The organism is Streptomyces sp. KLMMK, assembly GCF_036961605.1.
Classification (GTDB): domain Bacteria; phylum Actinomycetota; class Actinomycetes; order Streptomycetales; family Streptomycetaceae; genus Streptomyces; species Streptomyces telluris.
Window position 1 is genome coordinate 1 of sequence record NZ_JBAMDC010000094.1, and the last position, 20,567, is coordinate 20,567.

17 protein-coding genes and 1 pseudogene are annotated in these 20,567 nt (G+C 70.6%); 17 read left to right on the forward strand and 1 reads right to left on the reverse strand.

The genetic code is table 11. The features are described 5' to 3' along the window. The coding region (locus tag V7793_RS16415) for an FAD-binding oxidoreductase (RefSeq protein ID WP_336007127.1) at positions 1 to 1,487 on the forward strand (1,487 nt) is incomplete at its 5' end. Positions 1,488 to 1,537: 50 nt separating this feature from the next. Next, the gene (locus tag V7793_RS16420; protein WP_336007131.1) at positions 1,538 to 3,067 is read left to right on the forward strand and encodes an MFS transporter; all 1,530 of its coding nucleotides are present in this window, start codon (positions 1,538 to 1,540) and stop codon (positions 3,065 to 3,067) included. A 216-nt stretch (positions 3,068 to 3,283) separates the two neighbouring features. Here V7793_RS16420 and V7793_RS16425 read toward each other — a convergent pair whose 3' ends face one another. After that, the gene (locus V7793_RS16425) at positions 3,284 to 4,057 is read right to left on the reverse strand and encodes a 2,3-dihydro-2,3-dihydroxybenzoate dehydrogenase (RefSeq protein WP_058047450.1); all 774 of its coding nucleotides are present in this window, start codon (positions 4,055 to 4,057) and stop codon (positions 3,284 to 3,286) included. 342 nt (positions 4,058 to 4,399) lie between these two features. Between V7793_RS16425 and V7793_RS16430 the strand changes: the two genes are divergently transcribed. The 15 genes and pseudogenes from V7793_RS16430 to V7793_RS16500 form a co-directional block, all read left to right on the forward strand. Next, positions 4,400 to 4,909 (forward strand): cupin domain-containing protein, encoded by a 510-nt coding sequence (locus tag V7793_RS16430; protein ID WP_336007134.1) that lies wholly within the window; start codon positions 4,400 to 4,402, stop codon positions 4,907 to 4,909. Positions 4,910 to 5,165: 256 nt separating this feature from the next. Beyond that, complete coding sequence (locus V7793_RS16435; RefSeq protein WP_336007136.1) at positions 5,166 to 6,980, forward strand: type IV secretory system conjugative DNA transfer family protein; 1,815 nt, start codon at positions 5,166 to 5,168, stop codon at positions 6,978 to 6,980. 21 nt (positions 6,981 to 7,001) lie between these two features. Then, complete coding sequence (locus V7793_RS16440) at positions 7,002 to 8,162, forward strand: hypothetical protein (RefSeq protein WP_336007138.1); 1,161 nt, start codon at positions 7,002 to 7,004, stop codon at positions 8,160 to 8,162. Beyond that, positions 8,159 to 8,836 carry a hypothetical protein gene (locus V7793_RS16445; RefSeq protein ID WP_336007141.1) on the forward strand — a complete coding sequence of 226 codons (678 nt, stop codon included), beginning with the start codon at positions 8,159 to 8,161 and terminating at the stop codon, positions 8,834 to 8,836. Before V7793_RS16440 ends, V7793_RS16445 begins: the two co-directional genes overlap by 4 nt. Beyond that, entirely contained in the window at positions 8,833 to 9,336 is a 504-nt protein-coding gene (locus V7793_RS16450; RefSeq protein ID WP_336007143.1) for a hypothetical protein, read from the forward strand. Before V7793_RS16445 ends, V7793_RS16450 begins: the two co-directional genes overlap by 4 nt. Continuing rightward, entirely contained in the window at positions 9,333 to 10,289 is a 957-nt protein-coding gene (locus V7793_RS16455; RefSeq protein WP_336007145.1) for a hypothetical protein, read from the forward strand. The genes V7793_RS16450 and V7793_RS16455 overlap by 4 nt, the downstream gene beginning before the upstream one ends. Positions 10,290 to 10,477: 188 nt before the next feature. Next, a complete protein-coding gene (locus tag V7793_RS16460) occupies positions 10,478 to 11,770 on the forward strand; it encodes a conjugal transfer protein (RefSeq protein ID WP_336007147.1) in 1,293 nt (430 codons plus the stop codon). A 143-nt stretch (positions 11,771 to 11,913) separates the two neighbouring features. Beyond that, entirely contained in the window at positions 11,914 to 12,150 is a 237-nt protein-coding gene (locus V7793_RS16465; protein WP_063804439.1) for a hypothetical protein, read from the forward strand. Beyond that, entirely contained in the window at positions 12,147 to 12,842 is a 696-nt protein-coding gene (locus V7793_RS16470; protein ID WP_336007152.1) for a hypothetical protein, read from the forward strand. Before V7793_RS16465 ends, V7793_RS16470 begins: the two co-directional genes overlap by 4 nt. A 6-nt stretch (positions 12,843 to 12,848) precedes the next feature. Then, a complete protein-coding gene (locus tag V7793_RS16475; RefSeq protein ID WP_336007154.1) occupies positions 12,849 to 15,413 on the forward strand; it encodes an ATP-binding protein in 2,565 nt (854 codons plus the stop codon). Further along, a complete protein-coding gene (locus tag V7793_RS16480; RefSeq protein ID WP_336007156.1) occupies positions 15,410 to 15,991 on the forward strand; it encodes a hypothetical protein in 582 nt (193 codons plus the stop codon). The genes V7793_RS16475 and V7793_RS16480 overlap by 4 nt, the downstream gene beginning before the upstream one ends. Then, positions 15,988 to 18,150: a hypothetical protein gene (locus tag V7793_RS16485; RefSeq protein WP_336007158.1), complete on the forward strand. Its 2,163-nt coding sequence runs from the start codon at positions 15,988 to 15,990 to the stop codon at positions 18,148 to 18,150. The genes V7793_RS16480 and V7793_RS16485 overlap by 4 nt, the downstream gene beginning before the upstream one ends. Continuing rightward, positions 18,147 to 18,935 (forward strand): hypothetical protein, encoded by a 789-nt coding sequence (locus V7793_RS16490; RefSeq protein WP_336007161.1) that lies wholly within the window; start codon positions 18,147 to 18,149, stop codon positions 18,933 to 18,935. Before V7793_RS16485 ends, V7793_RS16490 begins: the two co-directional genes overlap by 4 nt. 4 nt (positions 18,936 to 18,939) lie before the next feature. Then, the gene (locus V7793_RS16495; RefSeq protein ID WP_336007163.1) at positions 18,940 to 20,163 is read left to right on the forward strand and encodes a peptidase M23; all 1,224 of its coding nucleotides are present in this window, start codon (positions 18,940 to 18,942) and stop codon (positions 20,161 to 20,163) included. An 88-nt stretch (positions 20,164 to 20,251) separates the two neighbouring features. Further along, positions 20,252 to 20,567, forward strand: a pseudogene (locus V7793_RS16500) (hypothetical protein); the annotation flags it as partial.

Sequence of the window (20,567 nt, forward strand, 5' to 3'; positions counted from 1 at the left end):
TCCGGCCGTCCGACCGGCGCTACGCGGACCTGGTCTGGGGCGCCAACCGCCGCTGGGTCGGCACGCCCGACGCCGTACGCCTCGTCGGGTCGGCCGACCACGTGCTCGCGGCCGTCCAGGAGGCCGTCGACACCGGCCGGAAGCCCGCCGTGCGCAGCGGAGGCCACTGCTACGAGAACTTCGTGACCACGGACGACGTACGGCTCGTCATCGACACGGGCTCGATGGACCGCGTCGGTTACGACGCCGGGCGGCGCGCCTTCTTCATCGAGCCCGGAGCCCGCCTGGGGGACGCCTACCGCGCCCTGTACCGGGGCTGGGGCGTGACCGTGCCCGGCGGCACCTGCCCCTCGGTGGGCGCGGGCGGGCACATCGTGGGCGGTGGCTACGGCGCGCTCTCCCGGCTGCACGGCCTCGTCGTGGACCACCTGTACGGGATCGAGGCCGTCGTCGTCGACGCGAACGGCACCGCCCGGAAGGTGGTCGCCACGCGGGAGGAGAACGACCCCAACCGTGAGCTGCTGTGGGCGCACACGGGCGCGGGCGGAGGCGCGCTCGGAGTGGTCACGCGGTACCTGATGCGGTCGCCGGGGGCCGGCGGGGCGGATCCGGCCGGGCTGCTGCCGCAGCCGCCGTCCGAGGTGCACGTCTCCACGGTCACCTGGCCGTGGGAGGGGATGACCGAGGCGGCGTTCACCACGATCCTGCGGAACTACGGCCGGTGGTGCGAGCGCAACAGCGCGCCCGGCTCCCCGTACGCGAGCCTGTTCAGCCAGCTGAAGCCGACGCACAGGTCCGCCGGGTCGTTCTCCATGACGACGCAGATCGACGCGTCCGTGCCGAACGCGTCCGGGCTGCTGGACGCCTTCCTCGCCGCCGTGTCGCAGGGCGTGGGCGTCCGGTACCGGGTGGACGACCGCCGGACGATCTCCTGGCTGCACGCCACCACGTCCTGGCCGGGCTTCACCGCGCCCGACACCACGACCCGGTTCAAGGCCAAGTCCGCGTACATGCGGAAGGGGTTCCCGGAGGACCAGCTCAAGGCGTTCTACCGGCACCTGACCCGCGACGACTTCAGCGGGCCCATGTCCGTGGTCATGATCAGCGCGTACGGGGGCCGGGTGAACGCGGTCGGACCGGCGGAGACCGCGGTGCCGCAGCGGGACTCCGTCATGAAGCTGCACTACATCACCTTCTGGCAGAACGCCGCGGACGACGAACGGCACCTGACCTGGATCCGCGAGTTCTACCAGGACGTCTACGCGGCGTCCGGGGGCGTGCCCAGACCGGGGGACGTGACGGACGGGTGCTTCGTCAACTACGCGGACGCCGACCTGAACACGGCGCGGTGGAACGGGTCCGGGGTGCCGTGGCACGAGCTGTATTTCAAGGGGAACTACCGCAGGCTGCAGGCGGTCAAGGCGCGGTGGGACCCGAGGGACGTGTTCCGGCACGAGCAGTCGGTGAGGCTGCCGGGACAGGGGTGAGGGCCCTCCCCTCGTACAAGCCGTAGAAAGAGCATGGAAAGAGGGAAGTCATGTCCTCCGGTTACGCACCGGCTCCGGGCGCGGTCGCGCGCACCGGACGCGGTTTCGCCCTGCTGGGCGCCGTGCAGGTCGTTCTGATCCTGGCCATCACGATGTTGTCGCCGGCGCTGCCGGCGATCCAGCACGACCTCGGGTTGTCCGGTGCGCAGCTGACGCTGGTCAGCGCCGCGTACGGGCTGTCGTTCAGCGGCCTGCTGATGCTGGGCGGGCGGCTGGGAGACCTCATGGGTCGGCGCCGGGCGCTGGTCGCCGGGGCCGCCGTCTTCGGGCTGGCCTCGGCGGCCGCCGGGCTCGGGCCCGGCTTCGCCTTCCTCCTCGGCGGCCGCTTCGTGCAGGGCGTCGGGGCGGCGCTCGCGGCACCCGCCGCGATGTCCCTGGTCCGCTCCCTCTACCCCGACGAGGGCCGGCACGCGCGGGCGCTCGCGGTGTGGGGCGGGCTGGCCGGCTTCGGGGCGACGGCGGGCATGCTGCTGTCCGGGACGGTCTCGACGTGGGTGTCGTGGCGGTGGTCGTTCGTGGTGCCCGTGGCGGTGTCGCTGCTCGCCGTGGTCGCGGCGCGGCGGGTGCTGCCCGCGGGCCCCGATCCGGTGCGCGTGCCGCTGGACGTGCCGGGCGCCGTGCTCGTCACGGCCGGGCTGACCGTCATGAGCTACGGGCTCGTGGAGGCGGGCGAGCGGCCTTGGGGCGCGGGCGTGGTGTGGGGGCCGATCGCGGCCGGGGCGCTGCTGCTCGCCGCGTTCGTGGCGGTCGAGCTGCGGGTGTCGCACCCGCTGGTGCCCCTGGGGTTCCTGGCGCGGCGGCACCGGGCCACGGCCCTGTGGGCCGTCTTCATCGGCTCGGCCGGAATGTCGACGATCTTCTTCCTGCTGTCCCTGTACTTCCAGGAGGTGCGCAACGCCTCCCCGCTGCTGACGTCCGCGGCCTTCCTGCCCTTCAGCGCGGCGCAGGTCGTCACCGGGATGCTGGCCGGGCGGCTGATCGGGCGCTTCGGGGGCCGTGCGGTCACGGTGGGCGGGCTGCTCGTCGCGGCCGCCGGGCTGGTGCTGATCGGGCAGCTGGGCGCGGACAGCGCCTACGCGGGCACGCTGCTCGCCGGCCTCATCGTCTTCCCCGTGGGCATCGCGTGCGTCTTCTCCGGGTCGACCGTCGTCGCCCTGGAGGACGTCGAGGACGAGCGCGCCGGGCTCGCGGGCGGCGTCGTCAACACGGCGATGGAGGTCGGCCCCACCGTCGGCCTGGCCGTCCTCGTCTCCCTGGCCACGGCCCACGCGAGCGGCCTGCGGGACGCGGGGGAGGGCATCGGCTCGGCGACGAGCTCCGGGTACGCCTTCGCGCTGCTGATCGCGGCGGCGGCGTTCGCGGCCTCGGCCGTGGTGTCGGCGGTGCTGCTGCGGTCGCGGCGGGGGGAGCGGAGCGGCGGTGGTTCCGCATCCGTGGGCCCGGACACCGTCCGGAGCGCGGCGGCGCCGGAGGCTGTGATGGGTGCTGCCCGGAGCGCGAGCGGGGCCGGGGGCGTCTAGGGAGGGCCGGGCTCGGCGGTTTCCTGTTTCTTCTGCCGCGACGGCGATCGGTCGTCGCGGCAGAAGTGCGTTGCCGGGCACGTACGCGCCGCCGGGGCACGTACGCGCCGCCGGGGCACGTACGCGCCGCCCGGGCACGTACGTGCTGTACATACGAGTCGAGCGCCGTACGGGCGATCCGCCCGTACGGCGCTCGAAGGTTCGAGGGCGTGCCGTTCAGACACCCAGCGCCGCACCCCCGTCCACCGTCAGGTCGTGCATCGTGATGTGGGACGCCGCGTCGGACAGCAGGAACACCACGGCCTGGGCCACATTCTCCGGGCGGGCCAGTTTCCGCAGCGGAATTCCCACCCGGTACGAACTCGCGACGCCTTCGATCGATGCCTTGCGCGCCGCGTCCCCGTCCTTCCACATATCGCTCAGCATGGGCGTCTCGGTCGAGCCGGGCGCCACCAGATTGCAGCGGATACCGTGTTTGGCGACCTCCAGTCCCATGCACTTGGTGAACATCGTGGCCGCGGCCTTGGACGCCGAATAGGCCGCCATCTCCACCCGCGCCGTGCCGGCCGCGTTCGAGGCGACCGTCACCACCGCTCCGCGGCCGCGCGGCACCATGCGGTTGACGACGGCGCGGGAGACGAAGAAGACGCCGCTGGTGTTGACGGCGAAGGTGAACTTCCAGTCCTCGTCCGTCAGCCGGCGCGCCTCGGAGAGCCGGAGCACGCCGGCGGCGTTGACCAGGTAGTCCAGCGGTCCGAGGCGGCGCTCGACCGCGTCGACGACCGCCTCCACTTCCGGGCTGGAGGTGACGTCCCCGGGGAATGCCTCCACCAGCAGGCCGTCCGCGGTGAGTTTCTCGACGCAGGCCCGCAGCCGGACCTCGTCCTTGTCGACCGCCGCTACGGCGACTCCCTTCTCTGCCAGCGTCCGGACGACCGATTCTCCTATTCCGCCTGCCGCCCCGGTGACGAGAGCGACTTTTCCTTCCATCGAAACCTCCATACCCGGGAGTTCATGGCACGTCCGTGAACAATTTTCGGCAAAACTGGGTGGCAGGTGAAGCGAGGTTTTCTCACTCCGTCAGGTGACGGTGCGGTTCCATAAAGTGCCGGTGGTCGTGACGAATTGGTGGTGCGGTGGGCGTGCGGTGGCGGAGGGGGGTGGTGCGGAGGCGGTGTGGTCGCCCGGGGGGTGCCGCCACGGGCCGGCGGTCGGCCCAATTGGCCCACGATTTTGTGCGCAAAGTGCACCACAACACCGGACACTCGACCCCGTAGATTGATCTTCAGAACGAACGGCGCGCCGCGTCACCGCACTTCAGAGGAGCCCTCCATGTCCGAGCCCCAGAGCCCCGCCACCGCCAGCGCCCCCGTCCTCGTCCGCGCCGCCGAGGCCACCGTCCTCAGCGACGCCCCCGGCTCCCTGATCACCCTCTTCGCGGACTCGGACACCACCGGCGGTGCGTTCACCAGCAACCGCGCCACGCTCGCCGAGGGCACGGCCGGGGCCCCGTCCCACTTCCACACCCGCGCCACCGAGTTCTTCTTCGTCCTCGACGGCACGCTGGAGGTGCTGACGGGGGAGACCATCGTGACGCTGGAGAAGAACGACTTCCTCGCCGTGCCGCCCGGCATGCCCCACGCCTTCGCCCCGGCGGCCGGCCGCTCCGCCGACGCCCTGGTCGTCTTCACGCCGGGCATGGGCCGCTTCGACTACTACCGCCTGCTGGACCGCGTGGCCCGGGGCGAGGCGAGCGTCGAGGAGATCAAGGAGTCGGCCGAGCGCTACGACAACCACTACGTGGACAGCCCGGTCTGGCGCGCGCACCGCGCTTCCGCGTAACCGGCAGCCGTCCTCGGTGCAACCGGCCGGCGCCCTCGGTGCCACCGGCGGCGCCCTCGATACGTAACCGGGCCGGCGTCCTCGGCAATCCCGGGGCCGCCCTCGTGCCCTCCTTGCGTAACACCTTCGCTGCGTAGTCCCCCCGCCCCCGCCTCGAACGCCTGACCTGTCGCACGGAGGTGTTAACGTCGCAGCGATCTGAAGAGATCACATCAAGCAAGGGACGGGGGTCCACGGCGTGGCAGCGGCGCGCAAAGTGGGACGCAAGTACGAGAGCGGCGGACCCAAGGGTGAGATCGCCCTCGTCAAGGCATCGGCGTTGGTCGCCGCCGTCGTCGTCAGCTGGCACCTGGCCGTCTGGGTCACGGCCGAGAACATGGCCCTGACGAATGTCCTGGCCACGGCGGGCGCCCTCGCGGAGCACAAGCCGCTGACCGGCCTGGGCGACGGCATCGTGCCGGCGTCGGCCAATGTCACCGTCGCGGTCTGGCTGGGCTTCCTCCTCGGCCCGATCGCGACCGTCATGCTGGCCGCACAGGCCCGGCAGCGCCGTGTCCGGGGCGCGGGCGGCGAGGGTCTCGCCTCCGCGACCGAGGCCCGCGACATGCTCGGCGAGAAGCGCGCCCGCAAGGCCGCCAAGATGACGCGCGCGACGTCGTTCACCGGCAAGGACGGCAAGTTCGACCCCAGGGCTGCGGCGCGTGCGGAGTTGCGCGAGGTCGGGTGGATGCTCGGCACTCAGGTCCGCACCGGCCAGCCGCTGGTGGCCACGCCGGAGGACTCGGTTGCGGTCATCGCCCCCTCCGGCGGTGGCAAGTCCCGCAACGTCGTCATCCCCGCGTGCCTGGACGCGCCGGGCCCGCTCGTCGTCACCTCCACCCGCGCCGACGTCCTCGACGTCATCGCCGAACCGCGCTCGCGCATGGGCCGGGTATGGGTCTTCGACCCGCTCGACACCGTCGGTTGGCCGCACAGGATGGTCTGGGACCCGGTGGCCGGGTGCCAGGAGGGCGAGACCGCCACGTCGCGCGCCCTGTCGTTCTCCGTCGGCATGGGCGCGGACGACAGCTCCTCCAGCAACGGCAGCTTCTTCCAGCAGACGGCGTCGTCCGCGCTGACGAGGCTCCTCCACGCCGCGGCCCTCGAAGGCAAGACCATCGAGCACGTCATGCGCTGGGCCACCAACCTGGAGAAGGCCAGCGAGCCGCGGGCCATCCTCACCGACCACCCCAACGCCGAACCCGGCTGGGACGTCCTCCTGCGCTCCGTGTCGACCGGCGCCGACGAGACCGTCGCCTCGACCCGGCAGACCCTGGCCGCCCAGATCGAACCGCTCGCCCTGCGCAAGGTGCTGCGCTGCGTCACCCCGCAGCCGGGCGTGCCGACCTTCGACCCGGACGCGTTCGTCGCCTCCCGCGACACCCTGGTCCTCATCAGCGACTCCAACGCCTCGACGAACGTCTCGCCGCTGACGACGATGCTGCTGGGCGAGGTCGTCGACGCGGCCAAGCGCCGGGCGCCGCGGCTGCCCTCGGGCCGGCTGGACCCGTTCCTGCGCCTCGTCCTGGACGAGGTCGCCAACGTCGCCCCGCTGCCGAAGCTGCCGTCGCTGGCCTCCGACGCCCGCGGCTACGGCATCCACATCGTCTACGCCCTGCAGTCCCTGGCCCAGGCCGTCCTCCGGTGGGGACAGCACGAGGCCGACACGCTCCTCGACAACGCGGCGGCCACCCTCGTCATGGGCGGCCTGAAGGACGTCGAGGCGCTGCGCCGTTTCTCCGAGCTCGTCGGCGAGGCCGAGCTCGTCGAACTCTCGAAGTCGCGCGACACCCAGCGCCTCTTCGGCTACGGCACCAACGAGGTCGAGCGCGAACGCCGCATCCTCCGCCCCGAGGAGATCCGCCAGCTGCCGCACGGCCGGGCGCTCCTGCTCTTCCGCGGCGCGCCGGGCGTCATCGCCGAGCTGCTGCCGTGGGACCAGCGCCGGGACGGAGCGGCGCTGCGGGCGGGCGAGCACGCGACGAGGGCGTCGCGGATCGGGCCGCCGCCGCTGGAGAGCGCGGGCGCGTAGGACGTAGGAGGGCGGTAGGGCGTGGAAGAACAACTGCGGGACGAACGGCTTCAGGACGAAGTCGACGAACGGCTTCAGGACGAAGTCAGGGCCCTCAAGGAGGAGATCGAAACCCTCCGGGAGTGGCGCACCCAGCTCGAAGCGGCGGTCAAGAACTTCGCGACGGGCATCAAGGCGAACCAGGCCGAGATCACCGAGGTCGTCGGGGAGGTCATCGACCGGCTGCACGCGGTGGAGGCGGCGACGGCGCGCCCCGCCGCCGGCGCAGCCGCCGGGGCGGCCCCCGGCACCGATCACCTGCCGTGGTCGCTGCGCGCGACGGAGGCGGACTGGCGCGGGCTGGCCGACTGGCTGGACTGGCTCGGCCGGCACTACGCGCCGCAGCTGCACCTGCGCATCTGGCCGTGCTGGCCGCTGCACGGCGGCGTCACCGAGGAACTGGCCGCCCTGCACGCGTCCTGGCGCGCCGCGACGGAGGCCGACGCCGACCCGTCGCGCGAGGGCAGCGACCTCGCCTACTGGCACCAGATGTGGCTGTGGCCGACGATCGAGCGGATCCGGCAGCACTACATGTTCAGCGAGTGCGAGGACGACCACTCGCAGGACCGCCCCGGCCGGCCCACCGACGGCACGGCGCTGAAGAAGCGCATGGCCGAGGCGGAGGCGGAGCGGCGGCGCCTGGAGGACGAGAAGTACACGTACTTCGTGAAGACGGGGCCCGAGCATCCGCAGGAGCGCCCGTCGAGCCTGTGGCGGTGCGCGGCCGCGAGCGGGGACGACTGGGAGTACCTGTCGCTGCTGGACTGGCAGTGGCACAAGGCGGCGGAGACCGCCGTCCAGCTCGCGCCGCCGGACGCCGCGCGCCACCGGGTGACGGCCGACCGCGCCGGGGAGCTGCAGGCGGACCGGCAGGGCTGGGTCCGCTACTGGGCGCGGTACGCGGACGAGCCGGCTTGGCGGGCCGGGGAGCCGCCGGTGTCGGTGGTGCGCCGCCGCCGCAGCCCGGAGCGCATCTACGACGAGGCGTACAAGACCTGGAACGAGTGGGGCCCGACCCAGGCCGTCCACGACTTCTTCGACGCCCGCCCCTCGAACCCGCCGCACCTGGTGGAGATCGACGCGGCCGAGGCGGAGCGACTGCTGACGGAACTCCACGGCGCGAAGGGGGCGACGGAGCTGTGACGACGAACAAGGCCGCCACGGCCTGGAAGGACGACGCCTCGGAGCCGGGCCGCCGCCTGGAACTAACGGCGGAACAGAACGGCGCGGTGACGGAACGCTGGGAAGCGGCGCGGGCGGCCCACAAGGGTCTGGACGCGGTGATGGAAGGCGTCCAGCAGGCCCTCGCGGACTCCCACGGCGCGAAACTCGAAGGCAAACTGCACCGCCTGAAAGGCCTCAAGGCCTTCCGCCGCAAGGCTGCCATGGAACTGGAGGACCGCGTCCCCCTGGAAACGGTCGTCCGCAAGGTCCAGGACCTCAACCGCTACACCCTGGTCTTCGACGTGAAGTCGTACACCGAAGGCGTCCGCCACACGTACGCCCTGCTCCACGAGCGCGGCTACGTCATCGTCCCCGGTTCGGAGCAGAACACCTGGGAGGATCCCGTCCACAAGGGATTCCGCGCGGTGTGGCAACAGCCCGACGGCACGGTGAAGTTCGAGATCGCCTTCCACACGCCCGACAGTTTCCGCGTGAAGACGGAGAACCACCTTCTCTACGATCTGTACCGCTCGAGCCGGCTCCGCCCCCTGGGCGAGGAGGCGGAGAACACGGCCGAGTCCCACGAGGACGCGGCGAAGGTCGTTCAGCAGCGGCGGTACAGCGAAAATTCTGAGAAAGGGAGCAAACGATGAGTGAGCAGTACGAATACTTTGTGGAAGCAGTTCCGACGGTCGACGACCTGTACTCGGCGGAGCGTCCGTCGAGCCTTTGGCGCCGGCTCGGTGAACAGTGGGAGTACCTTTCGCTGGTCGAGTGGGAATGGCAGAACGTCAAGGACAGCGGCGTCCTGAACCCGCCCCTGCTGGAGTCGCTGATTCCGGTAGGGGCTGAGCGCGCCGCTGTGCTGGAGGCAGACCGTCAGGTGTGGGTGCGCTACTGGGCCCACTATGTGGATGAGCAGGACTGGCGGGACGGAGAGGCGCCCACCACTGTGGTCCGACGGCGGCGCAGCCCGGAGCACGTCCTCGATGAGTCGTTCCAGGAAGGCGACGTGTGGGGGACGACCGACGCGATCCTGGACTTCTATGACGCTCGGATCACCAACCCTCCGCATCTGATCCAGCTGAGCGCGGATGAGGCCGAGGAACTGTTGCAGGAAATGTTCGGCCTGACGGGGGTCACCGAGCTGTGAGTACGCAAGCGGGGGCCTGGACGGGCGGTGGTTACACCCTCACCCCGGAGCAGAATCGGGTCATCACCGAGCGGTGGGAGCGGGCTGCCGCGGCGCGGGGCGGCATGGACGCCATGATGAAGGGCATCCAGCAGGAAACCCGTGCGCAGGGCGGCAAGCTGGAAGGCCTCGAATACTCTCTGAAGGACGTCGACTCTTTCCGGCGCAAAGCTGCGACCGCGCTCAAGAACAAGAGGACCCCGGTCGCAAAGACCGCCAAGTCGATCAACGACCTCAACCGCTACACCTTGACCTTCGAGTCGGACACCTACACCCAGGGTGTGGAGCAGACCTACGGACGGCTGCGTGAGGCGGGCTACGAACCAACCGCCGAGAAGAACACCTGGGAAGACCCCGTCTACAAGGGGATCAATACCACTTGGCAGCACACGGAGTCGGGAGAGCGGTTCGAGCTTCAGTTCCACACCCCGGAGAGCTTCGATGCCAAGATGGAGAACCACGAGCTGTACGAGCTGTCTCGTGGAAATGATCTCATGAAGCTCGCTCACGAAAATAAGCCGCTGGCTGCGTCCTATCAGGATGCCGCCAACTCGCTGCAGAGTGAACGGTACAAGAACGTCAAGGTGCCGCCGGGTCAGGAGAGGATCGGTGAGCGGTTGGTCCGGGACAAGCTGAATCCCGGTGTTCCTAAGGAACACGTGGAACTGGTCCGGCAGGAAGAGACCAAACTGCGTGCGGAGAACCTCGCCAAGGCCCAGGCCAAAGCCGAGGCCAAGGCCCAGGTCGAGCGTGCCGCTCTCGGGCTCGACGGGCCCGGGATCGGGGAAACTCAGGGGCTAGGCAACAAGTTGGCTACAAAGTCCCCCGCGGAAGAGCCCCGGCAAAAGACGGACGTGCCCCGAATCGACCCGGTGCCGACCCAGTCGCAGAGCCGTGGCCCCGTAGTCAGGTGAGGTGGGCCACGCAGCGGATGACCTCTCACCCCGAACCGCCCGCAATGTCAGGAATTCGGGGTGCGGTCGCTGTTCCATAGTTGTTCAGATCCCAACAGCTTCTGTTCAAATCAAGCTGTTTGACGATCAGAAATAGGCCAAGTACTGTCCAGCCACTCAGGCCTAGCACGGGGGAAGGGTCACCAGGGTTGAGCACGTTCAAGACGGTCATGCGGCGGATTCTGAATCTGCCGGAGCCGCGGAGCGACGCGGCCAAGGGCAAGGCCAAGGGCAAGAAGGGCGAAGCCTCTCTGCCGGGCGCCCCGCCCGCCGGCCTTGCGCCCGCCCCGCCCGCCGGGCAGCCTTCCCCCGCAGCCCAGGCCCCCGCCGGGCTCCAGCAGTGGACCGACGCGGCGGCCCGGCTCCAGGGTCAGACCCCCTCCTCGCAGCCCGCCCCGGGTGCCGCAACGGGCGCCGGTGCCGGCGCGGGCACGGGTGCCGACGCGGCCAAGGGGCGTGACCTCCCCTGGCAGCTCGAGGATGAGAACAGCGGCACCAAGTTCCTGGTCAAGGTCGGCCGCGGCGCGCTCTGGGCCGTCGTCGGCCTGGCCGCGATCACGGGCATCCGCTCGTGGTTCTGGGCGCCCGCACCGCCCAAGGCCCCCGTCCAGGTCAGCAGTGGTCCCACCTACCCGGTGCAGGAGGCCCAGGCTGTCGCCGCCCGTTTCGCGCGGTCGTACCTGAGCTGGGACGAGGACGACCCCAAGGCGCGCGCCGAGGCCCTGGCCCGGGACATGGCCAAGGGCATCGACACCGCCGCCGGCTGGAACCAGAAGGGACACCAGGAGGTCCTCGCGGCGCAGCCGGGAAGCGTCACCGAGGAGAAGGACAAGCGGGCCCGCGTCCGCGTCGACGTGCTGGTCAAGACACCCGGGACGGACGGGTCGCCCAAGCCGGGCGACAAGCCCAAGGACGACAAGGCCAAGGACAAGAAGGACGACCCCAAGAAGGACGACAAGGGGGACGGGAAGAACCAGGACCCCCGCTCCGCGACCGGCCCCCGCTGGGTCGGCCTGGACATCCCCGTCGTCCACGCCTCCGGCCGCATCGTCGTCTCGGGCCAGCCCGGCATGGTCGGCGTGCCGACCGGCGGCACGGCCGCGCCCGCGCTGAACACCAAGTCCACGGACCTGGACTTCAGCGAGAAGACGCGCGGCGTCGCCGAGGAGTTCTTCACCAAGTACGCGACCGGTGAGGCCGAATCCGTCGCGGCGCCGGGTGCCTCCGTCGCCCCCCTCCCGCCCGGCGTGAACCTCGGTGGCCTCCGCAACTGGACGGTCGACGAGGGCAGCGGTACCGACCGGATCGGCACCGCGACCATCACCTGGCTGACCGGCGGCGCCGAACTGGAGGAGACCTACCGGGTCAAACTGACCCGCGTGGCGTCGGCCAAGGCCGAGCGCTGGCAGGTCTCCGAGGTCCACGGCGGCATGTCCTCGTAGCTCCGGCGGGCCCCCGCGCCCGCCCGGGGCCACGGCCCCGTTCCCGGTTCCGGCCCGCAACTGCCGCCGGACGCGCTGTCGCGCCCGGCCGGGCGGCCGGGCGTCCTCACCTGTTCGCTCCCACTCCAAGCAAGGGGAAGAAAATGATGGAACTCGCGCTGACCAATGGCGCCGAACTCAAGAACTGGGTCATCACCCTCGCCGGCAACATCTTCCTGATCGTGCTCGCGGTCCGGGCCATCGGCCACTACGCGAAGCGCGAGTGGGGCGAGCTGCTCGCACACTTCATGGCGGGCGTCGTCGTGGCCGGTTTCGTCTACGCGTCGGACAGCACCAAGGGCATGCTCACGGCGATCTGGACCAAAGTGGCGGGCGCATGAGGGTAGGGCACACCTTCACCCGCCACTTCGACCTGGAGACACGCCAGCACGAGCTGCTCGGCATGGACCTCGGCGAGGGCCCGACCCGTCGGGTCCTCGTCACCGGCGCGGTCATCTACGCGGTGTGGATGGGCGCGTTCCTCCTCGTCTTCGGCTGGCCGTCGGAGCTCTTCTTCACCCTGTACTTCGCCCCGCCCGCACTGATCACCTTCTACGGGTCCCAGCGCTCGCGGCGCAATGAGCGGCGCTGGAACCTCACCCAGTGGGCGCTCACCATCCGGTACCTGACGGTGGGTCACCGGCCGGTCATCAACGGCGGCCGGCGCGCCGCCGACCGCTCGGAGTGGCTCCCGCTGCGGGCCCGGCTCGGGGAGAAGACCGAGCAGGCCCTGTCCTACCCCGGCATGAGCGTCTTCGAGGGGCTCCTGGGCGCGGAGGAGCCGCAGCGCACGGCCGGCCGCGCCGTCAAGCTCGATGCCCGGCCCCGCCTGTACGGGCCGGACCACGTCTACCGCGCCCGGATGCGCAGCCTGTCCCCCAAGGACCGCAAGGCGGCCGGGCAGCAGGCCGCACAGCAGCGGGCCGCCCGGCAGGCCCAGCCGGCCCAGCAGGTATGGACGGGCGGCCGCACGGCGCCCATGCCCGCTCCGATGGCCGCCCAGCGGGCCAGGAGCGGCCAGGAAGGTATGTGATTCGCGATGAAGTTCACCAAGGGCATCTCCCGCTTTTTCGGAGTCGACGGCGACCGCTCCGCCCCGCCCCCGCGCTACGTCGGACTGGCGGACGGCCTGGTCATCACCGAGACGCACGCCGAGGCGTGGTTCGTGCTGGGCAGCTCCAACACCGACCTGATGTCGGAATCGGCGCGCGACGGCGAACACGACCAGGCCAGCAGCGCACTGGCCCGTACGCTCTCGGGCTACGACTGCCACCTCAAGGTCCTGTGGGCGCCGCTGAACGCCGAGGAGTACCGGAACGAGGCGGAGAGCATGTTCACGGCGGGCAACTTCGCCGAGTGGGCCGACATGCGGGTCGAGCGGCTGAACCAGCTCGAGCTCCCCACCCGCATGCTGATGCTCGGGGTGCGCATCGCCGAACGCTCCAACCAGGCCAAGGCCCGCGGCAGCAGAGGGGCGCAGAACGCGCTGGGCATCGGCTCGACGTCGGTCTCGCCGAAGGAGATCGCCCGGCTGGACGCCCTCACCCGGCGCCTCGGCCGCCAGCTGGAGACGACACCGTGGAAGGCGCAGCCGGCCGCCGTCGAGATGCTCGCCTGGATGATCGCGCGTGAGCAGCGCCGCGACACGGTCCTGCCGAACCCGGACGCCGACGGGATGATCAGCGGCGCCAAGCTGGCCCAGCTCACCCGGGGCCGCGTGCTGCCCTACCCCGACCACCTGCGCATCGTCGACCAGCGCGGCGAGACCAGCACCTGGGTCTCGGTGCTCACCATGGACGGCTTCCCCGAGGAGATGGAATCGCCCGGAGCGGGCGAGTGGCTGCGGGCCGTCGCCGAGATCACGTACGTGCCCGAGTACGGGGACGACGACGATTACGGGACGGACATCCAGGTCAAGCCGGTCAACCCCGAGCCGTCCGTCCGCTTCAAGGTGATGCACAAGCGCGACGCCCTGAAGCAGATCGACGAGGTCCGCCGGCTCGCCAAGGAGCAGCGGCAGAGCGCCGCCAAGCACTCCGCGGGCGAGACCGCGCAGGAGATCGAGGAGACCGAGGAGACGATGACGTCCCTCTCGCGCGACATGAAGCGCGAGGACGTCACGCTGCTGGAGGACCATCCGCGGCTGGTCGTCACCAGCGACATCTCCCTGGAGGACCTGCGGGCCCGCTGCGACGCCGTCATCGGCTTCTACGGCGGCCTCGGCATCGAGGTCAGCATCGGCGCCGAGGAACAGCGCGAGCTGTGGCTGGAGACGCAGGCGGGCGACATGCTGCGCGTGCCCGACCTGGTGCACACCCGCACGGTCGGCGCGTTCGCCGGCTCCTGGTTCTGGGGCGGCGCGTCGGTCGGCGACGACACCGGCCCGATCATCGGCTACCTGACCGGTTCGACGCCCGGCGTCGTTCGCAACGACCTGACCGGCGGCTCCGAACGCGGTGACGCCACGACCTCGGCCTTCATCGGCCGAAGCGGCCGCGGCAAGACGACCGCGATGATGCTGTCCCTGCTGGACTCCGGCTTCCGCGGCTCCTTCGTGCTCGCGCTGGACTTCAAGGGCGACATGGGCGGCCTGGTCTCGGCCGGTCAGCGGTACGGGCTCAACGCCCACGTCATCGAGACAGGTGCCCAGTACGCCGGCGTGGCCGACCTGTTCACCCTTCTCTCCGGTGAGAGCGCCGAGCGCGCGCAGACCGAGGTCCCGGCGCAGCTGGGCATCGCCCTGCCGCAGCACCTGCGCATGCGCGGTGCCGAGACCCCCATCCAGAGCGCGGTCAACGAGATCATCGCCGCGGGCGACCCGGCGACGTGGAAGGTCATCGAGTATCTGCGCCGCTCCGAGGACGAACTGGCCCGGGAAGCCGGCGACGCCCTCTACGAGCTGTCGCTCACCGGCCTCGGCGCACCCTTCATGGGCAAGCCCTCCGGAACCACGCTGATCACCCCTTCGCCCGGCATCTGGGTCGTCCAGGTCCCCGGCATCACCCTGCCGTCGCCCGACGACGCCCGCGACGACTGGTCCGTCCACCAGCGCCTGTCGGTGGCGCTCGTCCACTCGCTGCTCGCCTACGGCATCAGCATGGCCGGCCGTAAGGACCTGCGCGGCCTGCGCAAGGTCGTCGCGGTGCCCGAGGTGCACGTCCTCACGGCCACCCGCGAGGGCAGCTCGTTCCTCCAGTACATCGCCCGAGTCGGCCGAGCGCTGCACACCGCGCTCGTCGTCGACACCCAGGACCCGGAGTCGCTGGCCAGCCTCACGGGCCTCGTCGAGCAGATGACGACGGTCTTCGGCTTCCAGCTGACGACGCCCGAGCAGCAGGACGCGATGTCGGCCCTGCTCGACCTGCCGAAGGGCGAGCACACGCGGCAGCTCATCCAGGCCATCGGCGTGGACGTGACCCAGGAGATCCGCCACGGCCACTGCATCATGCGCGACCGCCGCTTCAGCAGCGCGACCGTGCAGTTCGACGTGCCCTCGATGGAGATGCTGGAGCTCCTGAGCACGACGCCGAAGACGACCGGCGCCGTCGCGGAACAGCCCGTGGTGTCCATGAGCAAGACCGAACCCGAGGAGGCAATGGCGTGAGGCGGGTTGCGGCAGTGGCGGTGGCGGCGGCGTCGGTCCTGGCGGTCGCCGGGTGCTCGTCGTCGGGCGACGGCAAGAACAAGGGCGGCGAGCCCCGGGGCAACCCGGGGGTCACCAAGGAAGAACGCGAACGGGCCGACGCGGAGGCGCGGGAGCGGGCGAAGGACGAGGCGGCGATGAAGGACGCGGCGCTTCGGTTCGCGAAGGCGTACGTCGCACATGACGTACCGACGTCATGTGCGCTGATGACGCCGAACAAGCGCGGTGGCGACGGGAGCCCGGACGGGTGCGCGCAGCGGTTGGCGCACTTGGCCGACGAGAAGCCCGAACCCGGGGTCACCGTGAGCGTCGAGGGGATACCGGTCGACGTGTCGCCGACCGGTAAGCACCCCCAGGGGTCCGGCCTGATGGTGAAGGAAACGACCGCCGAGGGTGCGCAGACGTCCGTTCGCCGCGAGGCGCTGCGCATGGTCAAGACCGACGACACGTGGCTGGTCGACCAGCAGGTGTACGTCCGGGACGAGGACATGTCCGCGGACAGTCCGGTCCGCCACGCCCTGATGAGGTCCTCGCAATGAGACTTCCCAGGTTCCGGAACCTCCTCATACCCCTGCTCGGCGCGTTCACCACGCTCGTGGTCACCGCGGGGGCCGCGGCGGCCGACGACAAACACAAGAAGTACAACCCCGCGGGCATCGGCGACCTGCTGAAGACTCCCCGCGTCGGAGAAGGCACGGGTTCCACCCTCTACGAGCAGTACGGCTCCGTCCTGTACTACCGGCTGGACAACGAGCTGGGGTGGAAGGACATCGGCTGGAGCATGCTCAACGGCATCGCCGATCTGTTCATGGGCCTGACGGTCTTCATCACCCAGACGGCCGTGGTCGCCGTCCAGTGGACGCTGGGCTTCACCGACGTCAAAGAGATCCACGACGCGATCACGACAGCCATCTCCAAGGCCGGTGGCACGGTCTCCTCCACCCTGCTGCCCTCGGCCCTCGCCGTGGGAGCGCTGATCGCCTGGGCCAATCACCGCAAGGCGAGCGGCAGCAGCCTCAGCCAGCTCGGCTGGGTGGCTGCCTCCGGGATTCTCGCGGTGTCCCTCGTGACTACTCCCGGTGTGTGGGTTGACAGCCTCGAGAGTGTGCGCAAGGTCGGTTCCACCATCGCGATGGAGGCCACCAGCGCCGGCATGACCGGCAATTCGCAGGAGCCCATTGCGATCGGGGGAACCCCGGACCTCGAGCAGAACGAAAAGGACCGCGAGCCGACCAAGAAGACCAAGCTGGTCCGCAAGTCCACCGACGCGATCTGGCGGTCCTACGTCGTCACGCCGTGGTGCATCGCCGAGTTCGGCAACCTCACCACCTGCAAAGAATTCGGCGAGCGGGTCCTTCAGAAGACGGACCAGCCGACGGGTGATGACGATTTCGACGACGCGCGGGAGGAGTTCCTGAGTAAGACGCTCAGCGACGAGGCGCTCGGCAAACCGGCCATGAAGTGGCGGCAGGGCAAGAACGCCGGCCGTGTCACGGTCGCGCTGGCCGCCTTCGTCTGTGCCACCCTGTTTGCCGTCCTCGCCATCATCTTGGCCTTCGCCTCGCTCGCCTCGCTGATCGGTGCGTTGATGCTGCTGCTCGCCGGTGTGGTCTTCGCCTGTCTGTGGGTGATCCCCGGAAGGCCGCGGCAGTGGGGCCTGCGCTGGTTCGACGCCCTTCTGGGCTTCGCCCTGCAGTCCTTCGTGAGCACGATGGTGCTGGGCGTCGTCCTGGTGCTGAACACGGTCAGCATCACGTTCCTGGGCGGCTCCGGCGGCTACTTCGCCGCCAGCGCCATCAGCATCACCAGCGCGATCACGGCGTTCAAGTTCCGCGCCGTGATGGACAGCATCGTCGGTGTCACCGGCGCGCTGACTCCGGGTGGCTCGGCGATGGGTATGGCGATGGGACGCGGGGCCAGCCGGCTCGCCGGCCGGATGGCCGGCAAGTCCGCGGGCTGGGCGGGCCGCCAGGCGGCACGTCCCGTCAAGTGGGCCGGCGGCAAGGCCAAGGACGCCGCGGTGGGCGGCATCAAGATGGGTGCCGGCGCCGCAGCGAGGGGCGGCTTCAGAGCGGCTTCCGCGGGAGTCGAGCAGCTGGGCAAGGCCAAGGAGCGCGGGCTCCAGGCCATGGCCTCCTGGGCGGCCTCCGACGCCGCGGCCGGTGGCGGAGCGGGGCGGTCGGGCGGTGCTCGGTCGGCCGGTGGTGCGGCGGGTCGTGCCGGCGGTGCCTCCAGCTCCCAGAGCGAGCGTCATCCGGGCGAGCGTGGCCGCGCAGGCTCCGGTACGCCTGCGGGCAAGACCATCTCGACCCTGCCGGAGCGGCGTACCACCGCCGTGGGCAACATCCGGGCGCGGGCCACGGCCCGCTCCGGGGAGGGGAACACCGGACGCCCGAACGGCGCTCGTTCCCAGCAGGGTGCAGCCCAGGCAGGGAGCAAGGGGCCGCTGAAGCAGAACGGCGCACGGCTCAATTCCGCGAAGCCGGACGGTAAGGCCGAGGCCGGTCACCGGTTCCGCCCCACGCGTCCGCACACCCCGCCGCCGCGCCAGCAGCGCATTTCCGAGGCCCGCCGGACGGCGAACACGGCCTCGGCTTCGGGCGGCGCCGCGAGCCGGCGGAGTGCTCCGGCCCAGGCGAAACGTTCCGCCGCTCCGGCACCCACAACCAACCGGCGCCGCCGCAGGAGGGACTCGTGAGCAAGGACAACGGGCCGCAGAGCCCGGCCGAGTGGCGGGAGCTGCTCAACACCCCCTACGACTACCCGGAGGAGATCGAAGAGGCCCCCAAGCGGTCCGTACGCCGCCGGGCCCGCAAGATCTACCGCCAGGACCAGAAGACGGAGCTCAAGCGGCGCCTTGCGGAGGAGCGACGCCGGGAGCCGGTCACCGCGGGCGGCGCCATCCTGGTGATCGCCGGGTTCCTCGCCCTCGGCGCGGCCGCCACCCACTGGTGGCCGAACGACACCCCGGCGAAGGTCGTACGGGCGGGAAGCGCGCCGGAGACACGGACGGAGTCGGCGCCGGCCCAGGGGACCGGCGTCCCCGCCGCCCCGTCGCCTTCGGCATCGGCTCCGGCTCTGCCGAAGGCGGACCTCAGCAAGCCGGAGAAGGCGGCGGAAGGATGGGCACGGGTCTACTGGGCCCGCAACCCGCCCGTGGACAAGACCCACAAGGCGGTGGTGGACCGCGCAGCGCCGTGGATGACCTCCGCCCTGCGCGAGAACCTCAAAAAATTCGACGACGCGGCGTGGAACGAGATGGTCTCCAACGGCGGCGTGTCCACCGTCGACAAGGTCACCGTCGGCCCCGCCGACGACGACCGGGTGCGCAACCAGGCCGACACGCCCCTGCGCGTCTGGCGCAAGGTCACCGTGAACACCACGATCGCCGGCTACCGCAAGTACGACGAGACCAAGGTCCTCCTCACCGAGGTCACGCGCGACGGCAACGAGTGGCGCGTGGGCCGGATCCTGGGGGTCTGAGCCAGTGGACGGACGTCAGGCCCTCGCCCTGGCGGCGGGGGGAGCCCGGCGTGCCGTGGTGCTCAAGTTCGGGCTCCCCATCGCGGCCGTCTTCATCGTCATGCTCATCATCTTCGGCGCGGTCTCGGGCATCGGCGGGGTCAGCTCGGCCTCTGCCGCGGGCTGCGGTGAATGGGGGCAGCCGGCCGATGACGGGGAGAACGGCAACGGGCAGCAGGGCGATGCCGGCGGCGGAGCGAGCAAGGAGCTGCGGGCCCGGCAGGTCACCAACGCCAAGATCATCGATGAGGTCGCGAAGGAGGGGAAGCTGCCCGGGCGAGCCACGCTCATCGCGCTGATGACCGCTCTCGCCGAGTCGCAGCTGGACAACATCAACTACGGCGACCGGGACTCGGTCGGTCTGTTCCAGCAGCGCCCGGTGGCGGGCTGGGGCACCAAAGAACAGATCATGGACCCCAAGTACGCGGCCAAGATGTTCTTCTTCGGCGGCGACAGCGGCGACCCGCCGGGCCTGGAGGACGTCCCCTGGGAGAACCTGTCGCTCAACGACGCCGCCCAGAAGGTACAGCGGTCCGGCTTCCCCAATGCCTACGGGCCGAAGGAGACCCAGGCGCGCAGCATCGCCAAGGAAGCCGGAATCGACACGGAGCGGTCCGGCGAGAACCACCCCAAGAAGCCGGGTTCGAACACGTCCGGAGGAAGTGCCGGGAACAGCGGCAACGGCAACGGCAAGGATCCCGACGAACCCCCGGGCGACTGCAACACCTCCGGCAAGCCGGGCAAGCCGGGCGAACCCTTCCACGACGGCAACGCCAACTGGCCCGACAAGGTGAGGAACCCGCGTTCCACCGCCGACGCGATCAAGTGGGCGAAGGCCGAGGCCGACAGCCACCGCGCGAACTGGTACCAGAAGTGCCTGGCCTTCACGTCCATCGCCTACGGCTGGAACTACTCCGGTACGAACTACGCCATCGACCACTACACGGACGTCATGCCGAAGGACATGCGGCACGACGGCGACCGCAATCCGCCTCCCGGTGCTCTGATGTTCTGGGACACCGGGCACCGGGCGGGTCACGTGGCCATCTACGTCGGCGACGGGAAGATCGCGTCCAATGACATCGGGGTCATCGGCGAGATATCGATCGTCCCCGCCACCGATATCGAAACCAAGTGGAACGCCAAGTATCTGGGCTGGTCACCCCCCTACTACCCCAGCGGTGGGTGATCCGGGTCATCATTATCCGGGGGACCGCGGCACCCTGCGTGCCGCGGCCCCTTGGCCTTCTGGCGGCGGCGGTACGTAAGGAATGACCATGCCTGTTGTGACGGACCTCGACTCGGTCCCTCTGACGCCTGTCTACACGATCGTCATCAACGCAATGGGCGGAGCGTCGATCGACGGGGAGCCGGTCGAGGACCTGCCGGGCGCGGACGCGCGGACCTCGGCACTTTCCGAGATACGGGTGCGCGCGGCCCTCCGCGGCCACCCCATACGCATCAACGCCAAGGAGCCCGACGGCTCGGTCTGGCCGCTGATCGTCGATCACGACGGGGCGGTGACGCCGATGCCGGGGCCGCACCCGACGCCGCCGCCTGCGCCGGTCCCTGCGCCGCCGGCTCCTGTCCCTG